This is a genomic window from Undibacterium sp. TC9W (assembly GCF_049339865.1).
In the GTDB taxonomy this organism is placed as follows: Bacteria; Pseudomonadota; Gammaproteobacteria; order Burkholderiales; family Burkholderiaceae_D; genus Undibacterium.
In genome coordinates this window covers 222,207-239,442 of the sequence record NZ_JBMPPJ010000006.1, presented here as the reverse complement: position 1 = coordinate 239,442, position 17,236 = coordinate 222,207, and the positions used below count along the sequence as shown (strand labels likewise).

The 17,236-nt window shown below is 49.7% G+C and carries 19 protein-coding genes; 9 read left to right on the top strand and 10 right to left on the bottom strand.

Translation table 11 applies throughout. The features are described from left to right. The first annotated feature begins 74 nt into the window (after positions 1 to 74). On the top strand, positions 75 to 365 hold the full coding sequence (locus ACO0LN_RS10835; protein ID WP_422973577.1) for a DUF4148 domain-containing protein: 291 nt from the start codon (positions 75 to 77) through the stop codon (positions 363 to 365). A 212-nt stretch (positions 366 to 577) separates the two neighbouring features. Here ACO0LN_RS10835 and ACO0LN_RS10830 read toward each other — a convergent pair whose 3' ends face one another. Continuing rightward, positions 578 to 1,024 carry a hypothetical protein gene (locus tag ACO0LN_RS10830; protein ID WP_422973575.1) on the bottom strand — a complete coding sequence of 149 codons (447 nt, stop codon included), beginning with the start codon at positions 1,022 to 1,024 and terminating at the stop codon, positions 578 to 580. A gap of 827 nt (positions 1,025 to 1,851) precedes the next feature. Here ACO0LN_RS10830 and ACO0LN_RS10825 point away from each other — a divergent pair. The 4 genes from ACO0LN_RS10825 (at position 1,852) to ACO0LN_RS10810 (ending at position 5,333) form a co-directional block, all read left to right on the top strand. Beyond that, positions 1,852 to 2,481, top strand: coding sequence for a hypothetical protein (locus tag ACO0LN_RS10825; RefSeq protein WP_422973573.1), 630 nt, complete (start codon positions 1,852 to 1,854; stop codon positions 2,479 to 2,481). A gap of 41 nt (positions 2,482 to 2,522) precedes the next feature. Next, entirely contained in the window at positions 2,523 to 3,365 is an 843-nt protein-coding gene (locus ACO0LN_RS10820) for a hypothetical protein (RefSeq protein WP_422973571.1), read from the top strand. A gap of 272 nt (positions 3,366 to 3,637) precedes the next feature. Further along, positions 3,638 to 4,498, top strand: coding sequence for a hypothetical protein (locus tag ACO0LN_RS10815; protein WP_422973569.1), 861 nt, complete (start codon positions 3,638 to 3,640; stop codon positions 4,496 to 4,498). Positions 4,499 to 4,601: 103 nt separating this feature from the next. Further along, positions 4,602 to 5,333, top strand: a complete 732-nt coding sequence (locus tag ACO0LN_RS10810; RefSeq protein WP_422973567.1) for a carbon-nitrogen hydrolase family protein — start codon at positions 4,602 to 4,604, stop codon at positions 5,331 to 5,333. Between the two features lie 53 nt (positions 5,334 to 5,386). Here the strand turns inward: ACO0LN_RS10810 and ACO0LN_RS10805 are convergent, their stop codons facing one another. After that, positions 5,387 to 6,103, bottom strand: coding sequence for a hypothetical protein (locus ACO0LN_RS10805; RefSeq protein ID WP_422973565.1), 717 nt, complete (start codon positions 6,101 to 6,103; stop codon positions 5,387 to 5,389). 179 nt (positions 6,104 to 6,282) lie between these two features. On the opposite strand from ACO0LN_RS10805, the gene ACO0LN_RS10800 reads away from it, so the two are divergent. Beyond that, complete coding sequence (locus ACO0LN_RS10800) at positions 6,283 to 7,830, top strand: methyl-accepting chemotaxis protein (protein WP_422973563.1); 1,548 nt, start codon at positions 6,283 to 6,285, stop codon at positions 7,828 to 7,830. Between the two features lie 39 nt (positions 7,831 to 7,869). On the opposite strand, the gene ACO0LN_RS10795 is transcribed toward ACO0LN_RS10800, so the two are convergent. Genes ACO0LN_RS10795 through ACO0LN_RS10785 form a run of 3 tightly spaced genes read right to left on the bottom strand, consistent with a single transcriptional unit; the run spans position 7,870 to position 8,946 of the window. Beyond that, a complete protein-coding gene (locus tag ACO0LN_RS10795) occupies positions 7,870 to 8,232 on the bottom strand; it encodes a hypothetical protein (protein WP_422973561.1) in 363 nt (120 codons plus the stop codon). Positions 8,233 to 8,252: 20 nt separating this feature from the next. Continuing rightward, positions 8,253 to 8,600, bottom strand: a complete 348-nt coding sequence (locus ACO0LN_RS10790) for a hypothetical protein (RefSeq protein WP_422973559.1) — start codon at positions 8,598 to 8,600, stop codon at positions 8,253 to 8,255. 40 nt (positions 8,601 to 8,640) lie between these two features. After that, complete coding sequence (locus ACO0LN_RS10785; RefSeq protein ID WP_422973557.1) at positions 8,641 to 8,946, bottom strand: hypothetical protein; 306 nt, start codon at positions 8,944 to 8,946, stop codon at positions 8,641 to 8,643. 639 nt (positions 8,947 to 9,585) lie between these two features. On the opposite strand from ACO0LN_RS10785, the gene ACO0LN_RS10780 reads away from it, so the two are divergent. Then, positions 9,586 to 10,116 carry a hypothetical protein gene (locus tag ACO0LN_RS10780; RefSeq protein ID WP_422973555.1) on the top strand — a complete coding sequence of 177 codons (531 nt, stop codon included), beginning with the start codon at positions 9,586 to 9,588 and terminating at the stop codon, positions 10,114 to 10,116. Between the two features lie 470 nt (positions 10,117 to 10,586). Beyond that, complete coding sequence (locus tag ACO0LN_RS10775; RefSeq protein WP_422973553.1) at positions 10,587 to 11,048, top strand: hypothetical protein; 462 nt, start codon at positions 10,587 to 10,589, stop codon at positions 11,046 to 11,048. Between the two features lie 29 nt (positions 11,049 to 11,077). Here ACO0LN_RS10775 and ACO0LN_RS10770 read toward each other — a convergent pair whose 3' ends face one another. Together ACO0LN_RS10770 and ACO0LN_RS10765 are read right to left on the bottom strand one after the other, a co-directional pair. Continuing rightward, positions 11,078 to 11,983: an amino acid ABC transporter substrate-binding protein gene (locus tag ACO0LN_RS10770; protein ID WP_422973551.1), complete on the bottom strand. Its 906-nt coding sequence runs from the start codon at positions 11,981 to 11,983 to the stop codon at positions 11,078 to 11,080. A 43-nt stretch (positions 11,984 to 12,026) separates the two neighbouring features. Further along, complete coding sequence (locus tag ACO0LN_RS10765) at positions 12,027 to 13,502, bottom strand: aspartate/glutamate racemase family protein (RefSeq protein ID WP_422973549.1); 1,476 nt, start codon at positions 13,500 to 13,502, stop codon at positions 12,027 to 12,029. Positions 13,503 to 13,687: 185 nt separating this feature from the next. Between ACO0LN_RS10765 and ACO0LN_RS10760 the strand changes: the two genes are divergently transcribed. Next, a complete protein-coding gene (locus ACO0LN_RS10760) occupies positions 13,688 to 14,593 on the top strand; it encodes a LysR family transcriptional regulator (RefSeq protein ID WP_422973547.1) in 906 nt (301 codons plus the stop codon). 236 nt (positions 14,594 to 14,829) lie between these two features. On the opposite strand, the gene ACO0LN_RS10755 is transcribed toward ACO0LN_RS10760, so the two are convergent. The 3 genes from ACO0LN_RS10755 to ACO0LN_RS10745 form a co-directional block, all read right to left on the bottom strand. Continuing rightward, positions 14,830 to 15,129: a hypothetical protein gene (locus ACO0LN_RS10755; protein WP_422973545.1), complete on the bottom strand. Its 300-nt coding sequence runs from the start codon at positions 15,127 to 15,129 to the stop codon at positions 14,830 to 14,832. Between the two features lie 355 nt (positions 15,130 to 15,484). Further along, positions 15,485 to 16,282, bottom strand: coding sequence for a lysostaphin resistance A-like protein (locus ACO0LN_RS10750; protein WP_422973543.1), 798 nt, complete (start codon positions 16,280 to 16,282; stop codon positions 15,485 to 15,487). A gap of 232 nt (positions 16,283 to 16,514) precedes the next feature. Then, positions 16,515 to 17,114 carry a hypothetical protein gene (locus ACO0LN_RS10745; protein WP_422973541.1) on the bottom strand — a complete coding sequence of 200 codons (600 nt, stop codon included), beginning with the start codon at positions 17,112 to 17,114 and terminating at the stop codon, positions 16,515 to 16,517. Positions 17,115 to 17,236 lie beyond the last annotated feature (122 nt).

The window sequence follows — 17,236 nt, the reverse complement described above, 5'->3', positions numbered from 1 at the left end:
TTCACTTCTCATGACAATTGAGCAAGATCACCGAGGCGGCTATCTCTGAAACTTACTTATTGATAGGAACGATCATGAATGCGAAACAACTCTTCTTGGCAACCAGCCTGACATTTTTGACAGCAACTTCTGTTTTTGCTGCTGACAACAACGCTGAAAGCACTGCACCAAAAACCCGCGCCCAAGTCTTGGCAGAACTGCAAGAATCCCGCGCCAACGGCGAAGAAATCGGCATGGAAGGCTATTCCTGGTACCCAGCCCAGAAAGCAGCTCTCGTCAAAGCCAATGAAACACGCCTGGCTGCTGATAAAGCCAATGGCGACAAAGTAGCGACATCCAAAACACAAAAATCGACACAGAACTAATTGTGTTGGTCATGTGTTGATGTGATGGCCAGTTGATACCTGACTGGCAGCAGAAATGATGAAACCCGGTGATCGATGATCAGCCGGGTTTTGTTTTTTCAAACGTTGATCTTAAAAAGGAAGACTTCTCAACACTATGTGCAGGGTGCGTCATAACACACCAATTGATGAAATGAGTTCCAATCACTTTTCTGCGCATTGCTAATTTAGTTTTACCGACTAAACGTAAATATCCGGGCACCGCCCAAAACGAAAAAACCCAACAAAGCAAGTAATAGCCCCGATTTCACGCTCCTGGATTGCCATGGCCATCTGGTACGTGAAGGATCGTCTTCTAAATACATGATCTTCATTCCTTGCCCACCGTGCAGTGTTTGGGATGTTGCCTGATCAATATCTGTGATTATAGTTACTTTCCGCCCCTGTTCAGTAGTGAAAGTCAAACGGACGCCAGTTTCATTGTTCGCTGGTTCAGATATTTTTTTAAGTGGTTCGACCAGACCGGTTTTTCCATGATTGTTGAAAGCATAGTTTTCGAAAAATCCATCTATACCCTCGAACAACCCCACAATTAGAAATCCAACTGAAATAACTTGTATTCTGTTTTTTAGCGACATAGTAAATAGGTATTTTGATAATTTTCCTGAGCCTGGTTCCAAAGCAGCAGTCTAGCTTGGGGCCCATGTAATTTTAAGTGTACGTAGGCTTATGCAAGCCTGAATGAATAAATTCAAATTAATTGCGGACGGAACAGGTATCTTTACTCACTTATTCGATTCCCCTTAGGTCCTCCAGTATGAATAATAACATCCCACACTGAACTCTTATCTTATCTGCATTGAAGGCAGAGTCAGGTCCGATATTGCTACATTTATTCAATTTCAGCATGTAACACCTTACTCCCCCGAAAAACTCCATACTTCCTTATAAGGCCGCCAGCTTCGCCACGTCGGCTCCAGCTCTCATAGCGAAAAGCCTTTGGTTGTTTTTTTGCGGAGGTACTCATTCAATATTACATAAATAGTTATATTAAAAGACAATAACCAAAATGCTGGCCAGAGAAAAACAAGGATGGGCAGTTGCGATGCTTGATCGCTGCTCGCCAGATCGACTGGTGCTACGCGCTTCTGTTCCTGAATTCAGCAAGCGTAGGTACGATTAGCGTCAGCGTAATCGTACGCATGTCAGCCGTCACTATCGTCTTTCTTGAAAAGTATTGCTAAAGTAGAGCAGACAATCAAGCATCAGGTACAGGCCACCTGCGCGCTGAAATAAGCGGGGAATGTTGCCTGGATATTTCTGGCATCTATCATTATTTCAGGTTTATCATGCGCACGATTACACTATGCACCTCCGCGGGCTCGTGATCTTTACCACCACAATAGTCCGGTAAAATCAGGTAGGGATTATTAAAACAATGGAACGGTGCAAAATATAATATTCATTCATCTGCAACCTCGCGACTTTAATAACATTGGGAGAAATATTGGGAACTGACATCACAGGAGTATTTCAGAAAAATGAAAATGGACGGTGGATTGATATCTCAAGTGAGTATAACGAAAATCGTGACTCAGCTCTTTTCGCTTGGCTCGCACTTGGTTCAGGGGATAGGGCCGGGACATTCTTTATAAAGCCATTACATGAGCTACGCGGCTTCCCTGATGATTTTGAAATTCTCAACAACGATGAATTTGAAAATACACATCCCATATTACACAATGACATACACCCTCCCTGGAAAAGAGCACATGCATCGTTTGCTAATCCCAGTTCCCTTTGGTACTTGAAAATGTTCATGGGATTTCATAGCTTTTCATGGCTATATGCTGATGAAATTCTGAACACCACACCCCGATGCATGCGCTGTATAAGTGTGCCAATTGGCATATTCAGTCGATGGGATCGAAAGTCATTGCCAGAAGAATGGCAGGCATGGTGTAGTGATTGGGATAAAGAAGGCTTTGCCAGGCCAGACAAAGTTGATGCAGATACAAAATTTGTTGTCGTTGAATGGGATTATGATTTCACTCAAGATTTTGCCTATTTCGTTGATGAAGTCCGCCGTCTGAAAACACTTCACGGTAAAGTACGTTTTGTTTTCGGATTCGGATAGCATGCGTAAATAAAATAACTGAGAAAAAATGAGTTTACAAAATGAGCCTTCCCCCGATTTTTTCTAGTGCCGATCCTATTTACCGCACTGTACGGCCACTTGACGACTATCTGGCTCAAATTGCGTCGCTGCCCATGCCAAGTGATGAGCAGATTGATCAATTCTGCTACTACGTAATGCGCGACCATAGCTGGTATAAAGGCTCCATTTTGCGCGGGAAAAATTTTATTTTCTTTCTGAATCCAGAACTTGGACCAGATACCAATGGCAATATACCTTTGAATCGACAAGATTTTCTGAGGTCTGCGGGGTACTTGCAAATGTTCGGTTATCTGGACTATCGCTTCGGTCTCGATTCGAATATGGATGCTGATAATATTCCAGCCATATTGCAAGAGCTTGGAAAGGTCAGGTGCTATCCATATTTATCAAACCAGTCAGTCGCGCATAATCTGATCTGGCACAGGAACGAAGATGTCGTTGAAGCTCTTCAGGGGAGCGGCAAAGAAATTGAAGATGTATCCCACCCAGACATAGACTTGATCCGACAATTATTTGCGAGACGCGCTGCATGGAAGTCAATACTTGACGATGAGTCCCGCGCATGGACTAGGGAAAAATGGCATGCTGCCGAAATGCTGATTTATTATGAACGCAAAAACCAGCCCTTAGATGAGTATACGTGCGATAAAATTGCCGGATACAAAGTCCTGCTCAATGAAGACGAGCTGGCAAATTTACGTCCCAGAATACAGCGCGTTACGGTGGCCAAAGCTGAAGAAAGACTCGCTTACGATATGTTGAACGGGCAGGAAGAAGCCAAGATTAAAGCCACCATAAATAAAATGCTGGTATGGGTTGCGGAGATGCGGTTGCGACCTTGACATATACAAGTGTTGTCTCCAATACTTGTCGCGTGCTAATAGATCGCCAGTATCTATTCGGACTGTCTCCCCTTTTTTCGCTGACCGTACGCAAGCAACGCCGCTGGATGCCGGATCAAGTCCGGCATGACGGGTTTGGCGGCATCGCTTTAAAACGGACGTTTTTGCACAGAAGCTGCATGTGAGGCTCATTCTCACAATTTGCCACACCCACGTCATACCAATGCTATATTCTGCCATCAATAAAAATGCAGAAACCAGGCTTCACAAACATGCAGATCAATACCCTCTCCACCGCCGCTGGCATCAAGCCTAACGAAGACCTGGCCTGCCACTTCACACACGCTGACGGCACGCTCGATGTGCTGATGTTTGATGGTGCCAGTTCGGTATCGGACCAGCATTATCTTGATACCGAGCTAGGTGACCCAGCCTGGTTTGTGCAGCAATTTGCGCTGGCGCTGCAACAAACCGCCACCCCGGCACACACCCAGGCAGACTGCATCGTACATGCCCTGCAAACCTTGCGCACACAGCACCGCAGCCTGTTGCAAGCCGCTGCCATGCCCGCCTATGCCTGGCCGATTGCCGCATTGAGCTGGCTGCGCATGCCGGCGAATGGCGAAGATTGCAACCTGTATGCACTGGGGGACTGCAAAAGTTTTTTACTGGATGCACAGGGCAAGGCAAGCGACCTTGACCCGTATGAAAATCCGCAGGAAGGCATACTCAAGACAGCGATAGAAGAATTAAAACAGCAAGGCCTTGATGAGCAGGCACGCTGGGCCAGGCTCTTGCCCATGCTGCGCGAGCGCCGCGTGGCACAGAACAACAGCCCGCAACCATCGATACTCTGCCTGCACCCACAGGGCCGTTTTGTGGCGCGTGAATACAGGTTCAGTCTGGCAGCCGATGAGCGCCTGTTCCTGATGACGGATGGTTTTTACCGGCTGGTTGATAGCTACCATCTCTACGACGACCAAAGCCTGATGCAGGCTTGCTCAACACGTGGGCTAGAGGCGATGATGCAGGAATTGCGCATGCATGAAATAGGAAAAGCGGGCAAGGCGGGCGGCATGACGGTGAAGAAGGCGGATGATGCGACGGTAACGATGTTGAGCCCGGGTGAGTGAAGATGCAACTACGAGCAAACATCGCGTAAAGTAGGGTGCGCCGTGCGCACCGTCTGGCGCGATCAAACCGGTGCGCACGGCGCACCCTACTAACACATACACAATGACAGCCACCAAACTACGCATCGCAGCCTTCCAGCGTCACCCTATATTTGACGACCTGCAAGCAACAATAGCTCAGTTACATACTGATCTGCAATGGTGCCAGGAACAAGGCGTTGAACTCGCCCTCTTCCCTGAGTGCTGGTTGCAAGGCTACTCCTCCGATGCGCAGACGATTGCACAACGCGCCATATCCACAAATAGCCTGGCTTTCAAACGCATGTTGCAAGCATTGTCTGCGTTTGACACTGACCTCATTCTGGGACTTTTTGATCAGCGAATGGCTGGCATCTACAATTCTGCCGCCGTGTTAAGGCAAGGCCAGCTCATGGGTGTGTATGCAAAGCGTCACTCCAATGAACGCGGCGTGTTGGCTGGCACCGCGTCCCTGATATTCAACAGATCAGGCTGGTCTTACGGCATCAATATCTGCAATGACGCTAATTACCCGGATTGCGCCGCAGAACTCAGCCAGCAAGGTGCGCGCCTGCTGTGCTACCCACTGAACAATATGCTGGCACCCGTTACGGCAGAAAAATGGCGCAGCAAGAGTGTTGATAACCTGCGCCAGCGTGCCAAGGAGACTGGCTGCTGGGTGGCATCTGCCGATGTGGTCGGTAAGCACGAGGGCAAGATCAGCCATGGTTGTACCTGCATTGTCGCGCCGGATGGTCGTGTCGTTGCCCGTGTGGCAGAAGGGCAAGAAGGGGTTGCTGTATTCGATATAGGCTGAATGCAGTCACTAAATTTTGCGCGCCCCTATCTTTGATGGAAAGGTATTGCCCATCAACCAAATTGCTTTTTCATCGCCTTCAGCAATTCTATTTTGTCTTCTTTTGTCCCAATGATGGCTGTTTGAATCGGCATTTTAGGTGCTGGAGCAGGCAAACTGGGCAAGCTGACTTGCTCATACCTTGCTGCCAGGGCCAATGCATTTTTACAGTTCACATCTTGCAAGGCGGCCCACACTGTCTGAATGATCTGGCCTGTGAGCTTACGCGAAAAATAGGGTTCTCCTAAATCACGCCCCGTTTGTACGACAAGCTCTCCATTTTTTATCAGAATGGATTCGACTGACATCCCGTCTATAGCTATGCCTGAGGCGTCGGCACTCTTGCCAGAGACAATTGCACTTTTTACCCATTCCTGAAAACACGCGATGGGTAACTCACACTGATCCCTATACGTCATCATGGGAGCCATTTCAAACAGGTGCCATATCATCCATCGGGCAGCGACTACCCTTGCCTCAACACGCTGCCCATCACTGATGATGGTGATGCAGATTTCTGGATCAAAAGAGGGTTTCAGTAATAAGCGCAATGCCTCTCCAGCGGATTGCAGGACAGGGTCCACAGCAAAACCTGGCATACCCATCGCCTGGCAAATATGATGGGCGGTATAGTCGTCTGAGCGCATGCCTGGTCTTTCGAAAAAAATCCTTGTCTGGAGAAGTTTCATTGTACCAAATGCCCAACACGGACAACATGGATCCAGAGACAATCATGACCTGCTATTTACTATTGCCTTGGAAAAATATTTCACATCTCCGCAACACCTCTTGTCACATTCATCAGTTACACTCAGCAAACGTCTGCCGTTCCTTGGGCACGCACATTCCCTGTAATACCATACACACTTAAAACTTGCCTGCCAAAAACGGGCAAGATAATGGAGTCAGCATGAAATTCTCAGCCAAGATCGTCCTCTGCTCTGCCATCCCGGCTGTCTTGTTTGCCATAGGCCTGGCCACTGCCATCACCTCGTTGATGGCGACCCGCAGCCAGTTTGATAACTATATTTCAACCGAACAGGCGCTGGAACGCAGTATTTCTGAGATGTATGCACAGGGTTTGCAGATGGGGCAGGCTTTGCGCAATGTCGTACTGGACCCGTCGAACAAAAAGGGTGTGGATAATTTTTTGGCTGCACAAACTGCCTATGAAAAAGCCTATGAAGAGGCCAAGAAAATATCGGCCAGCAATAACACTACGCAAAGCCTGGCTGAGCTGCCCAAGCTGCGCGCCGCCCATGCCCAGGCGCAAGAAAAAATAGTCGCCATCCTCAAAGAAAAAGGCGATGCCGCGCCAGTCTTAAATGCAGAAGAAACCCCAGCCTGGCGCAACCTGCGGGCTGAATTATTAAAGCAGCGTGATGAGGCGGGCAAGCGCTCGGCGCAGGAACATGCGAATGTCAACAGCAAGGTCAGTTTCACCATCACGCTCTCGTTATGCCTCGCTGTGCTGGCGGGCCTGGTCGCTGTGTTTTTGAATTTCTTTTGCCAAAAAACCCTGCACAAAGAACTCGGTGGTGACCCGTCTCAAGCCAGGAATGCGCTGTCGAATATCGCCAGGGGCAACCTCGCGCAAAACATAGACAATAATGCAGGTGACGACAGCCTCATGGGTGTACTGCAAGAGATGCAGACCTCGCTTGAATCCCTCGTCAATGGCGTGCGTGGCTCGGCCAGCGGCATCGCCCAGGCCACCAATGAAATTGCCTCTGGCAGCATGGATCTGAGTAACCGTACCGAGAGCCAGGCCAGCTCGCTGGAAGAAACTTCGGCGGCGATGGATGAGTTGAATTCCACCGTCAATCACAATGCCGACAGCGCCAAGATGGCCAACCAGCTCGCCGCCCAGGCGTCTGAAGTTGCCAGCCGCGGTGGCGAGGTGGTCGAGCAAGTCGTGGGCACCATGCGCGGCATTAATGAATCATCCAAAAAAATCCAGGACATCATCGGCGTTATTGATGGCATCGCCTTCCAGACCAATATCCTGGCACTGAATGCTGCAGTAGAAGCCGCACGCGCCGGTGAACAGGGGCGTGGTTTTGCCGTGGTCGCCAGCGAAGTGCGCTCACTGGCAGGCCGCAGCGCCGAGGCCGCCAAGGAGATCAAGGCCTTGATAGGCAGCAGCGTAGAAGCCGTAGGCAAAGGCACGCAACAAGTCGATCTGGCAGGCAGCACCATGGCAGAAGTAGTCAGCTCCATCCGCAAGGTCAGCGAAATCGTCGCCCAGATCAGCGCATCCAGCGCAGAACAATCGACAGGCGTAGGCCAGGTCGGCCAGGCCGTGACCCTGATGGACCAGACCACCCAGCAAAACGCCGCCCTGGTAGAACAAATGGCCGCCGCCGCATCCAGCCTCAATGACCAGTCGGGTGAATTGATGAATGCAGTGTCGGTGTTCAGGACACGGCAGAGTGGCGGTGCTGTGCGGGCAGCTTGATGGCTTTGCAGGAGCGATCAGGCCAATCAAAGCAGCACATTAAATCACCAGCACGGCAAGCAACACAGGCAGGCAGGAAAAACACCCCAGCATAATCCCGGCCCGCACCCGCGGGCTGGCCACCACAGCTTGCCTGCGCAGCAGGATAAGACGGGAAGTGGCACCAGAAATCAGACCTGCGCAGACCAAAGCAAGACTCCAAAACAATATGACTACCCCGATTGACGAAGCATGATGGTCTGGATCAATCATCTCTCTGAATATATAAATAATGATGGCGATAGCAGGAAAAATCAGGGCCAAAACCGCTATCGTCAGTGAGCGGCGGGTATGCATTGATGCCGTTATTAGAAACGGAACTGCATACAACGAGACGCATAAGAAAAGGAAAAATTTCATCAAAGATGTACTCTGGAAAAAGTTCAAGTACGAGGCCAGATAAACCAGTACACCATGGCAGGGTAAGGTAACAGGCATAACCAGAAAATCGCACAGCGTACATCGGGCAAGCCCATCCAGCCTTTTTTACGGAGAAACAACAAGCGGGCAAAAGCACCTGCCAGAAAACCTGGCATCGTATAGACCAGCGGCAAAACTGCGTAAACCAGCGCGAATGAATTGCCCTGGGTATCATTGAGTGCACTCAGGGTTACGCAGGCAAGCAAGCTCAGGATGCTGGTGTTGATGATGAGGGTACGGCGGCTGCACATCAAGGTGATGATGAACAGCATCACATAAATAAATCCCCCAAAAAACAGATAAGGTCCCATGTGGACTGATACTCCAGAATTGTTGTATTGTGCCTGCAGCTTAGATCGCAATCATGACAAGCAATACAGGCAGGCACAAAAAGCCCCCCAGCATGATCCCCGCCCGCACCCGCAGGCTGGCCGCCGCAGCTTGCCTGCGCAGCAGGATAAGGCGGGTAATGGCACCCGCAGCCAAAGCCGTGCTCACCAAAGCGACACTACACATAAGTATGGCGGCCCCAAATGACGAAGCATTATTGTCCGGGTTACTCACCTCCCTGAATGCGAAGATGGTGAATGCGATAATGGGTAAGCCAAGAACAAAGCCTGCAATGGCCAGTGCACGGCGGTCAGGCATGAATGCCATGATGCAGAAGGGTAAAGCGTAGAAGGGCAAGAATACAGAAAATAAAAAGCTCATGAGAAATGTCATACCTGAATTCAGCAAAGATGGTGGCCCTCGGGATCAAGCCTTATGCAAGCCCGCGCCGCCATTGAGTACACAGCATGTCATGTCCAGATGAAGGGAGTGTGTGGTGGGTGTGAAGAATGGAAATATTTGTGATTGACGCTAGTCTGAGAACACCCTTGCGCGTTGCAGCTATCGTAGCGTCAAGCATGGCCGTCAAGTAGGGCGCATTGCAATGCGCCGCATGGGTTGCTCACATGCGGGCCAGGTATTTCCCTCCAGTAGGGTGCGCCATGCGCACCGGAGTTTTGGCTCGCTCGCTGATTGCCACTAGCTCAGGACGGTGCGCACGGCGCACCCTACAAAATTAATCGACGTTTGGCGTGTAGGTGCGATTAGCCCCAAGTATTCGCACGCATGATTTAGTGGTGGATATTGATATTTTTCGGCATCGACATGCATGCGATTACGTTTCACTCATCGCACCTACGCGCGCTGCAATACACCAGCCAGACACAGACAAAATTCTTTATCTGGTGTTGGTATTGATACAATGTGGCATTGAGCCAAAAAATTGGCTGCCACATCAGGATTAATATGAGCTCAACCGTCGTTTTCGACATCACACAAGCTAGCTGGCAGTCCAATATAAATTGGATATCTGTTACATTCTATGTAGTACTAGGCAGCGTTCAACTTGTCGTGAACATAATGCGCAAGCGAAAAGTATCGACTGGGCACACTTTCAGTAGTTTCTATGACAAAGTGATTCGCGCCCTGCCATTCATTATATTTGCCCTGATTTTGTCTTTAGCTGCACTCAGCGCCACGAGGGCCCATGCGGATTACACGAATCTCCGTTCTGCCTATGAAAAAGGGCAATGTGAAATAACCGATGGAACAATCGAGCATTTTGTACCTGGTAGATATGCAAAATATGATTCGGTAGAATCTTTCGAGATAGCCTCAAAGCAATTCGCTTACCCAAGCCCAGGCAACACAGCGGCCTATAAGACGACAGCAGCCGATGGCGGAAAATTGAAAAATGGCTTGCATGTGCGCATACATCGCTGCGAGGGAGACATCGCGCGACTTGAAATTATCGAAGATATGAAACCAAAGAATTAGCCCGCGTAGGTGCGAATAGCCCCTGCGTAATCGTACACATGAATTGCCGCAGACCGGGGCAATATCTGCACGCCATGCAACATCCCTCCGGTTCTAGCGCCCTCACTTATTGCGACTCAGGAAGTTGCACACCGCGCCCCCTGCAAATCCTGTTGCCCCCTCATAGTGGCCCAGGCATGTCCCACGTAGCCCGCCTGCTTACCTTCAATTTTGTTGCACCTCTGCAATTCCAGAGTAGCTATCCTGTATGTTCGTGAGAGGACTGTAACGTTTGATTACACAGTTAGTCCGCTTGGTAGAATCATGTTCTTGCCCTTACACTTATAATAGTTTATCAATCCACCATCATTTCTTTAGCGCACGCGGGGTTATTCAAGATGCTTTCTTTTTTAAAGCTCAGTTTTGTCAGGAACGTGTTGATCGCCTGGTTTTTGCTTTATCTGATCAACGTGAACTTTAGCGCCCAGTATATGAGAAACATATTGGGCCTGCCGGTGCTGTTGTGGATGGCTTACAATGTCATCATTGGCCTGGGACACAACAGGCGTGAGCGCAAGAAGTTTGAAAAAAAGGCCTATGCCTTTTGCAAATACACGGATGATAAATGCATAGATATAGGCGATAAAAGCGCCATTTCCCTGGACTATGACAGCAAAACCATCTACCTGATGAACGCGCAACATCAGATTGCACTCAAGCCAGAGCAGATCATGCGCTGGGAAACCGGCAAGGCTGGCGACGTGATAATGGGTACTGTGGCAAATTACCCGGGCAACAATGTTGCTCTCTCAGTCAAAGAAGGCCGCGTTTCGCATGTCACGTTCTGGATACGTGATGGCGCTCTTAGTGTGTTTACCGTGCTTGTTTCTTCAGAGGCTTTTGTCAACAGGCTCAAGCATTTTTCGCTGCTCAATAATATTCCCGTTGCCTGAGGTATTCGTTTTGCTTGGCCAGGCCGTGCCTAAGGTGCGGCGCCTGCTATATTTGCCACATCCGCCACATCCGCCAACGGGAAGCGCAGGGACGAGCGCAGTAGCTGGCTCATCGGCAATTGCAGTTTGATGTTATGTGGCGGGATGGCTTGCATGAACCATTTGTCGTACATGCGGTAGATGTCTCCATCGAGCATGATGCGGTTGAGTTCCTGATTCAGCAGGTGTTTGAAGGCGGTATCGTTTTTGCGGAAGATGATGGCATAGGGTTCAGTCGATAGCGAATCGCCGACTACCTGGAAATCTGTCGGATGTGCAGCAGCAGCGCGCAGGCCGTAGAGCAAAACGTCATCCATCGCAAAGGCGGCGGCCTTGCCTTGTGCGACCATGGCAAAACCTTCTGCATGGTCTTTACTTTCTATCAGGTTTAAATTCAATGAACGCACCTGGCCACGGTCTGCCAGGGTTTGCGCATTGGTCGTGCCCTTGGTAGTGACCACGGTCTTGCCACGCAGGTCACCCCAATTGCGTATGCCAGAATCGCTGCGCACCAGCATCTTTGCACCGGCGATGAAATAGGCGATGCTGAAATCAACTTGTTTGCGCCTTTCTGCGGTATTGGTGGTGGAACCGCATTCAAGATCAGCCTGGCCATCTTCAATCATCTGTAAGCGATTGGCCGGGGTCACGGCAAGGTATTTGACTTGTAATGCGGGCAGCTTGAGTTCACGTTTGACGGCATCGACGACTTTGAGGCAGATGTCCAGCGCATAACCAACCGGGCGCTGTTGCGCATCGAGATAAGAAAACGGAATCGACGATTCACGGTGCGCAATGATGATGGTTTTGCGTTCACGGATATTGGCGAGGGTATCGCTGGCCATGGCTGACAATGGCAGCAGCAGGATGACAAATTGCAGGACGAGCTTGACCATGAGATACCTTCCCAAAAATTACTTCAAATAAATATTTGCGGCGTTAATGAAGCTGCGCGGCCTCGGCCCGCTTTACACAGGCTTGCGCCAGAATGGTAGTAGGATCAAGCAAAGCCACTGTCTTGCCAGCAATGACAAACGCCGGGTCTTGCTGCAAGACCAGCGGCAACTCGGTGCAACCGAGGATGACGACCGCTGCGCCCTGCTCCACCAGGTGTGCCAGCGCATCAAGCAAATCCTGCCGGGCGACACCATCGGTATGGCCCGCCTTGATGCCCACCGGGCCGTAGATGGCGTTCATGACCTTGTCCTGATGCACCGCATCTGGAGTAATAAGTTCAAAGCCCTGCCCAACGGCGGCATCATGATAAACGCGACTGGCGATGGTGCCGGATGTCGCCAGCAGGCCCACTTTGGCAGGCAAAGTGAAATGCGCACGGATGTAGCTGACCGTTTCTTCCAGCATGTTGACGATGGGGATGGACAGGTGCGCCTGTATGCGCTTGACGTAGGCATGCGCGGTGTTGCAGGGGATGGCAATCAGCGCCGCCTCGTTTTCTTCCAGGCGCTTGCAGGCAGAATACAGGGCGATGGTGGGGTCTTCGCCATCGGCAATCAGGTTGGCGGTGCGGTCGGGTATCTGGGGATTATGCTCGACCATGATCTTGATATGGTCCTGGTCGCGCGCGGCGTGGGTGTTGTGGATGATCTTGTCCATAAAATCTACCGTGGCTGCTGGCCCCACGCCACCGACCACACCTATCTTGAAGCTGCGCGGCTGCGGTGCCTGCTCATTGCGCAGCGCATATTCGACATACACCTGGTTGGTATCAACGATGGGTATGCCACGGCTGCGCAGCAGGTCTGCAACGATGGCAACATCGGTAGCACCCGAGACAATCACGTCGGCCCCGCGTGCCAGCAAATGCACGCAGGCTTCATGCAGACGATTGACGGCATCGCCCTGCAGATTGCCGGCCTTGATACCCTGCTCACCATAGATCGCCGACATGACGCAGCCGTCCTGCACGGCATCTTCAGGATACACTACCGTGATGCCTGAACCTGCAAAGTATTGGTCAAACAGTTTCTTGTTTTTGACATAAGTCGATGCCAGCACGCCGACCTTGCAACCAGCGGAGAACTCTTGCTGCAAATGGGCCAGCAAGGCATCCATGATATTGACGATGGGTGTCGAGAGCTCGCTTTGCAACTCCCGGATGAAAGTGTGGCTGATAAAACAAGGCAGCAGCACGCGCTCTACCCGGCTTTTTTCAAAGCGCCTGATCATGTCGAAAATGTATAGTTTGCGCGCATTCAGGTTGGGGTTTTCACCGCCTGAGGTCTCATTGCCTTCAAACGGGTGTTGTTCAAAGAATAGCTCATAGCGCTCAGAAATACTGTCACGCGCCAGTGCACGGGCGAGCTTGAAATACACATCCACCCCTGCCAGCGTGCCCAGGCCGCCGATAATGCCGAGCCGGGTTTGATGTGCTTCTGGTTTGATGGTCATGTTCATGGCAGCTTGATTTTCTTTTTTTGGGCGTACCGATAAAGATACCGGATAGTCAGAAAATGTTTATGCAAAATCGGTCTAGTTCTATGCCGATACTACATAGATGGTATTTTGTACCGCGCACGGAGCTACAATGGCAGTCATCAAAGTGCTTGGGGAAGCGCTGAGGGACGCATTGAGGACGATACATGGACATCAAATGGCTGGAAGATTTTTTGAGCCTGGCGCAGACACGCAATTTTTCTCGTGCGGCAGACGACAGGCATGTGACCCAGTCCGCCCTGAGCCGCCGCATCCGCAGCCTGGAAGCCTGGGTAGGTGCCGACCTGGTGGACCGCAGCACTTATCCCCTGGTGCTGACGCCAGCCGGTAAAATTTTTAGCGCTTCGGCAGAAGAGGCGATGCGCCTGTTGAACGATACGCGGGCACAACTAAGGGTGCGCGGCCCGGATGAAAACCTGCTGCGCATCTCTGCCGGCCACACACTGTCGCTGAACTTCTTCCCCATGTGGCTCAAGAGCGTGCGCTCGCAGGTCGGTGAAATCCACGCCAGCATCCTGCCAGCCAATGTGCATGATTCTGTGCTGTCCCTCGTTGAAGGCAATTGTGACCTGCTGCTGTCCTACTACCATGCCGACCTGCCCGTAGAGCTTGATGCCCTGCGTTATGAATATGTGAGTCTGGGCACCGAAATTGTCTTGCCGGTATCCGTACCCAACCGCAAGGGCACGGCCCTGTACAGCCTGCCCGGCAGCAAGGCCAAACCCATCCCCCGCCTCAACAACATCAAGGCATCTTTCTTTGGTCGTGTGGTAGAACGCGTACTGGCCCGCTCAGACCAGCCCTGTTATTTTGTGAATGCCTACGAGAGCGACATGGCCGAACTATTAAAACGCATGGCCCTCGAAGGCCACGGCCTGGCCTGGCTGCCCCACAGCAGCGTCATCAACGAACTCGCCGAAGGCAAACTCGTGCGTGCAGGTGGAGAGCAATGGGCTATGGAGATGGACATACGCCTGTACCGGGCGGTGGATAATAAGAATCCGGTGTTGTTGAAGTTGTGGGGGGCTTTAGGTGGGCGTCAGGAGGAGTGACAGGTATTGCGGCCATCTTCTTGTAGGTACGATTAGCGCAGCGTAATCGTACGCATGATGTGCCGTGACCACTTGATGAGATTGAAAGTCACCACGGCGGCTACGCAATATTTTTAGCCAAGAACGATACGCCGACGAGAGCAGTATTTTGCGATGAGCAGATTTTCTTGAGGCTATGATTATTTTGGCGCACATCATGCGTACGATTACGCTGCGCTAATCGTACCTACGTCCCTTTAGCGCCCTCCCCACATCATAAGGGCGGTCCCCACAATCACCAATGCCCAGCTCATCAATTCGGTTTTTCTCATTGATGAGACATACTCTTTCACCTCCTCTGGCTCGCGCTCAAAAACCAAAGTTAATTTCCTGATTGAGCTTCTCCAAAAAAGATATTCGAAAGTGCCATGGCGATACAATCGGTCTGCGTACTGCACGGAAGCATGCATGATATCCGGATGGTAACGTCGTGCCCGCAACTCAGTCATCCAACCGCAAATCACACCCAATATAAACAAGGTAAATCCATATGGCATGCTAGTCTGCTTTCTCAGTCAATTTTTTCTACAATCGCGTTCATCTTGCATGGCCGTACAGACATTATATGCCAATCCACTTTTTGCTGAAGGTGGTCAGGCAGGCGCAAGGAATTTTCATATCAATCGCTGAAACCCGCAGGCACATTTGATAGCACATCGCCGTACGCATGCTGCATGCAATGACATGAATGCATAAAGCATCTTCGCCTCAATCTACGGGGAGAGAAAAAATTTGGGGATGTAATTTTTCGTTAACGCAGTTTTTATATTAGCTGGGCCTTTACTGACTTATGTACGATTAAGCTAGCATTAATCGTAGGTACAGCTCTGAATATCAAAAACTGAAAAATTCTCATGCGAAAAATTTTTTCTTGATCAAAATGTATAAAACGAGAAAAACCATAATTGATTCGCAGCCTATATGAAGCAATACTGCGAACAGTGATGGATCACCCGACAAAAGTCCGGCGCGCGCAACTTGTTGTGTAAAAACGCCGTTAAACATCATGATTACAAAGTTACTTATGAAGTGCGCGAGCATTGAAGCTATAAAATCTTTTGTAAGTAACCAAAGCAACGAAAACAGAATTCCTGCGATGCCAAGCGACAAGCAATTGATCCATGTAATCTTATAGATGAAAAAATGCACTCCGACAAACAAAAAGAGTTGCCCAAAAAAAGCAACCCATAAGTGAAACCGGGATAGAAGAAATCTAAAAAGCAAATCTCTATGAAGTATCTCTTCAAATATTGCTGCATTCAAAGAAAAAACTGTGGCTGCAAAAATTAACTCTGCTCGGAAATTTCCCCAAATGATGCGATCAAAATCATATGCTATGAAATAGGGAGCAATCGAAAAGACTAATCCTGCTGATGTCAATAATAGTAGCCTCCCAATCTTAGGAAGCGAAAAATCTGGTATTTTTTCTCCGACAATTTTTTTTCGTAGAAAAAAATACGCCACCAACGCAACCGCGCAGGTAATAGCTTGAACCGAAACACGTGCTGTAGAATTTTTCTGTGCGCCAAATAATTTAAAAAAAATTATCGTCAGTACAAAAACAGCAAGCGATACCGCAACAAAAACTAAAGCCAGGGTGAACAGCTTTTTTGGATTCAAATTAAGTGCCTTTGAGTTCTCAAGATTCATACTTAACTTTGCGTAGTCGCACCCACGGCCAGGTACATTTTTCTGTCACGCAATTTTCCCGGATAGATTCCAGCCTGCGCTGGGATGACCTGAATATGGGTCGCTGGGCGCAACCTGACGGGCTTCGATAAGCTTGCAAGAGCACACTTTCGCTTGTTACTCTCACTGTAGGGTCCGTTGCGACGCACCCTACTCCATATCAATCTTTGTGCATCAATAATCTGTCATGCATTCAACTCTGGGAAAAAAGCGATCCTTGAAAAGTAAGAATACGCGCCACATTCCTGCTGAAATCCAGAGTCACTTTCAAATAATCATTCGCCCAGGATCTGTCGCCAACCGGGAAATTGGCCTCAAATTCTACACACCGTCCTTCACAGGGAAAACCCCAGGACAACAATCGCTTATCTGAATTCTGTAGCAATGGGGTATCGAGGTTTTCAAAAAAACTTCCGACTGTACTGATAAATTCTTTTTGTTGAACCTCGTTCAGCGGTCTATCGAAAAAATAGACATGAAAACACCGTACAACCGGCATCCTGCCTTCCTCTTCCAATTCCTCACCTGAGACCAGCTCGCTACCTTCTGGTAGCAACTCCAAAGAGTCTGACGATACAAATTTTTTGGCATCAAGGAAAGCCCTGATACTGGCAACACCAAGTTCGCGCGCAATACGTAAATATTTATGGCCTCTGGTGACAACGATGCACTCATCTGCCAAGCTTACCCCGATGGCAGGAAGCGGAAACGGGCCTGGCCGTGACAGCGTGTATTTCAGATGATCATAAACCTGGCGCGTATCACGATCAGGATACGAGATATCTTCTTTCACTGCCGCAACAGGGATATTCGCTATTAAAGGGATATACGCTTTTATCATCTGGATTTATCTTCAATCATAGTCAGTGCAACGTTATCTTGATGGAATTTTCACAAAGCAATCCCAGTTCAGAT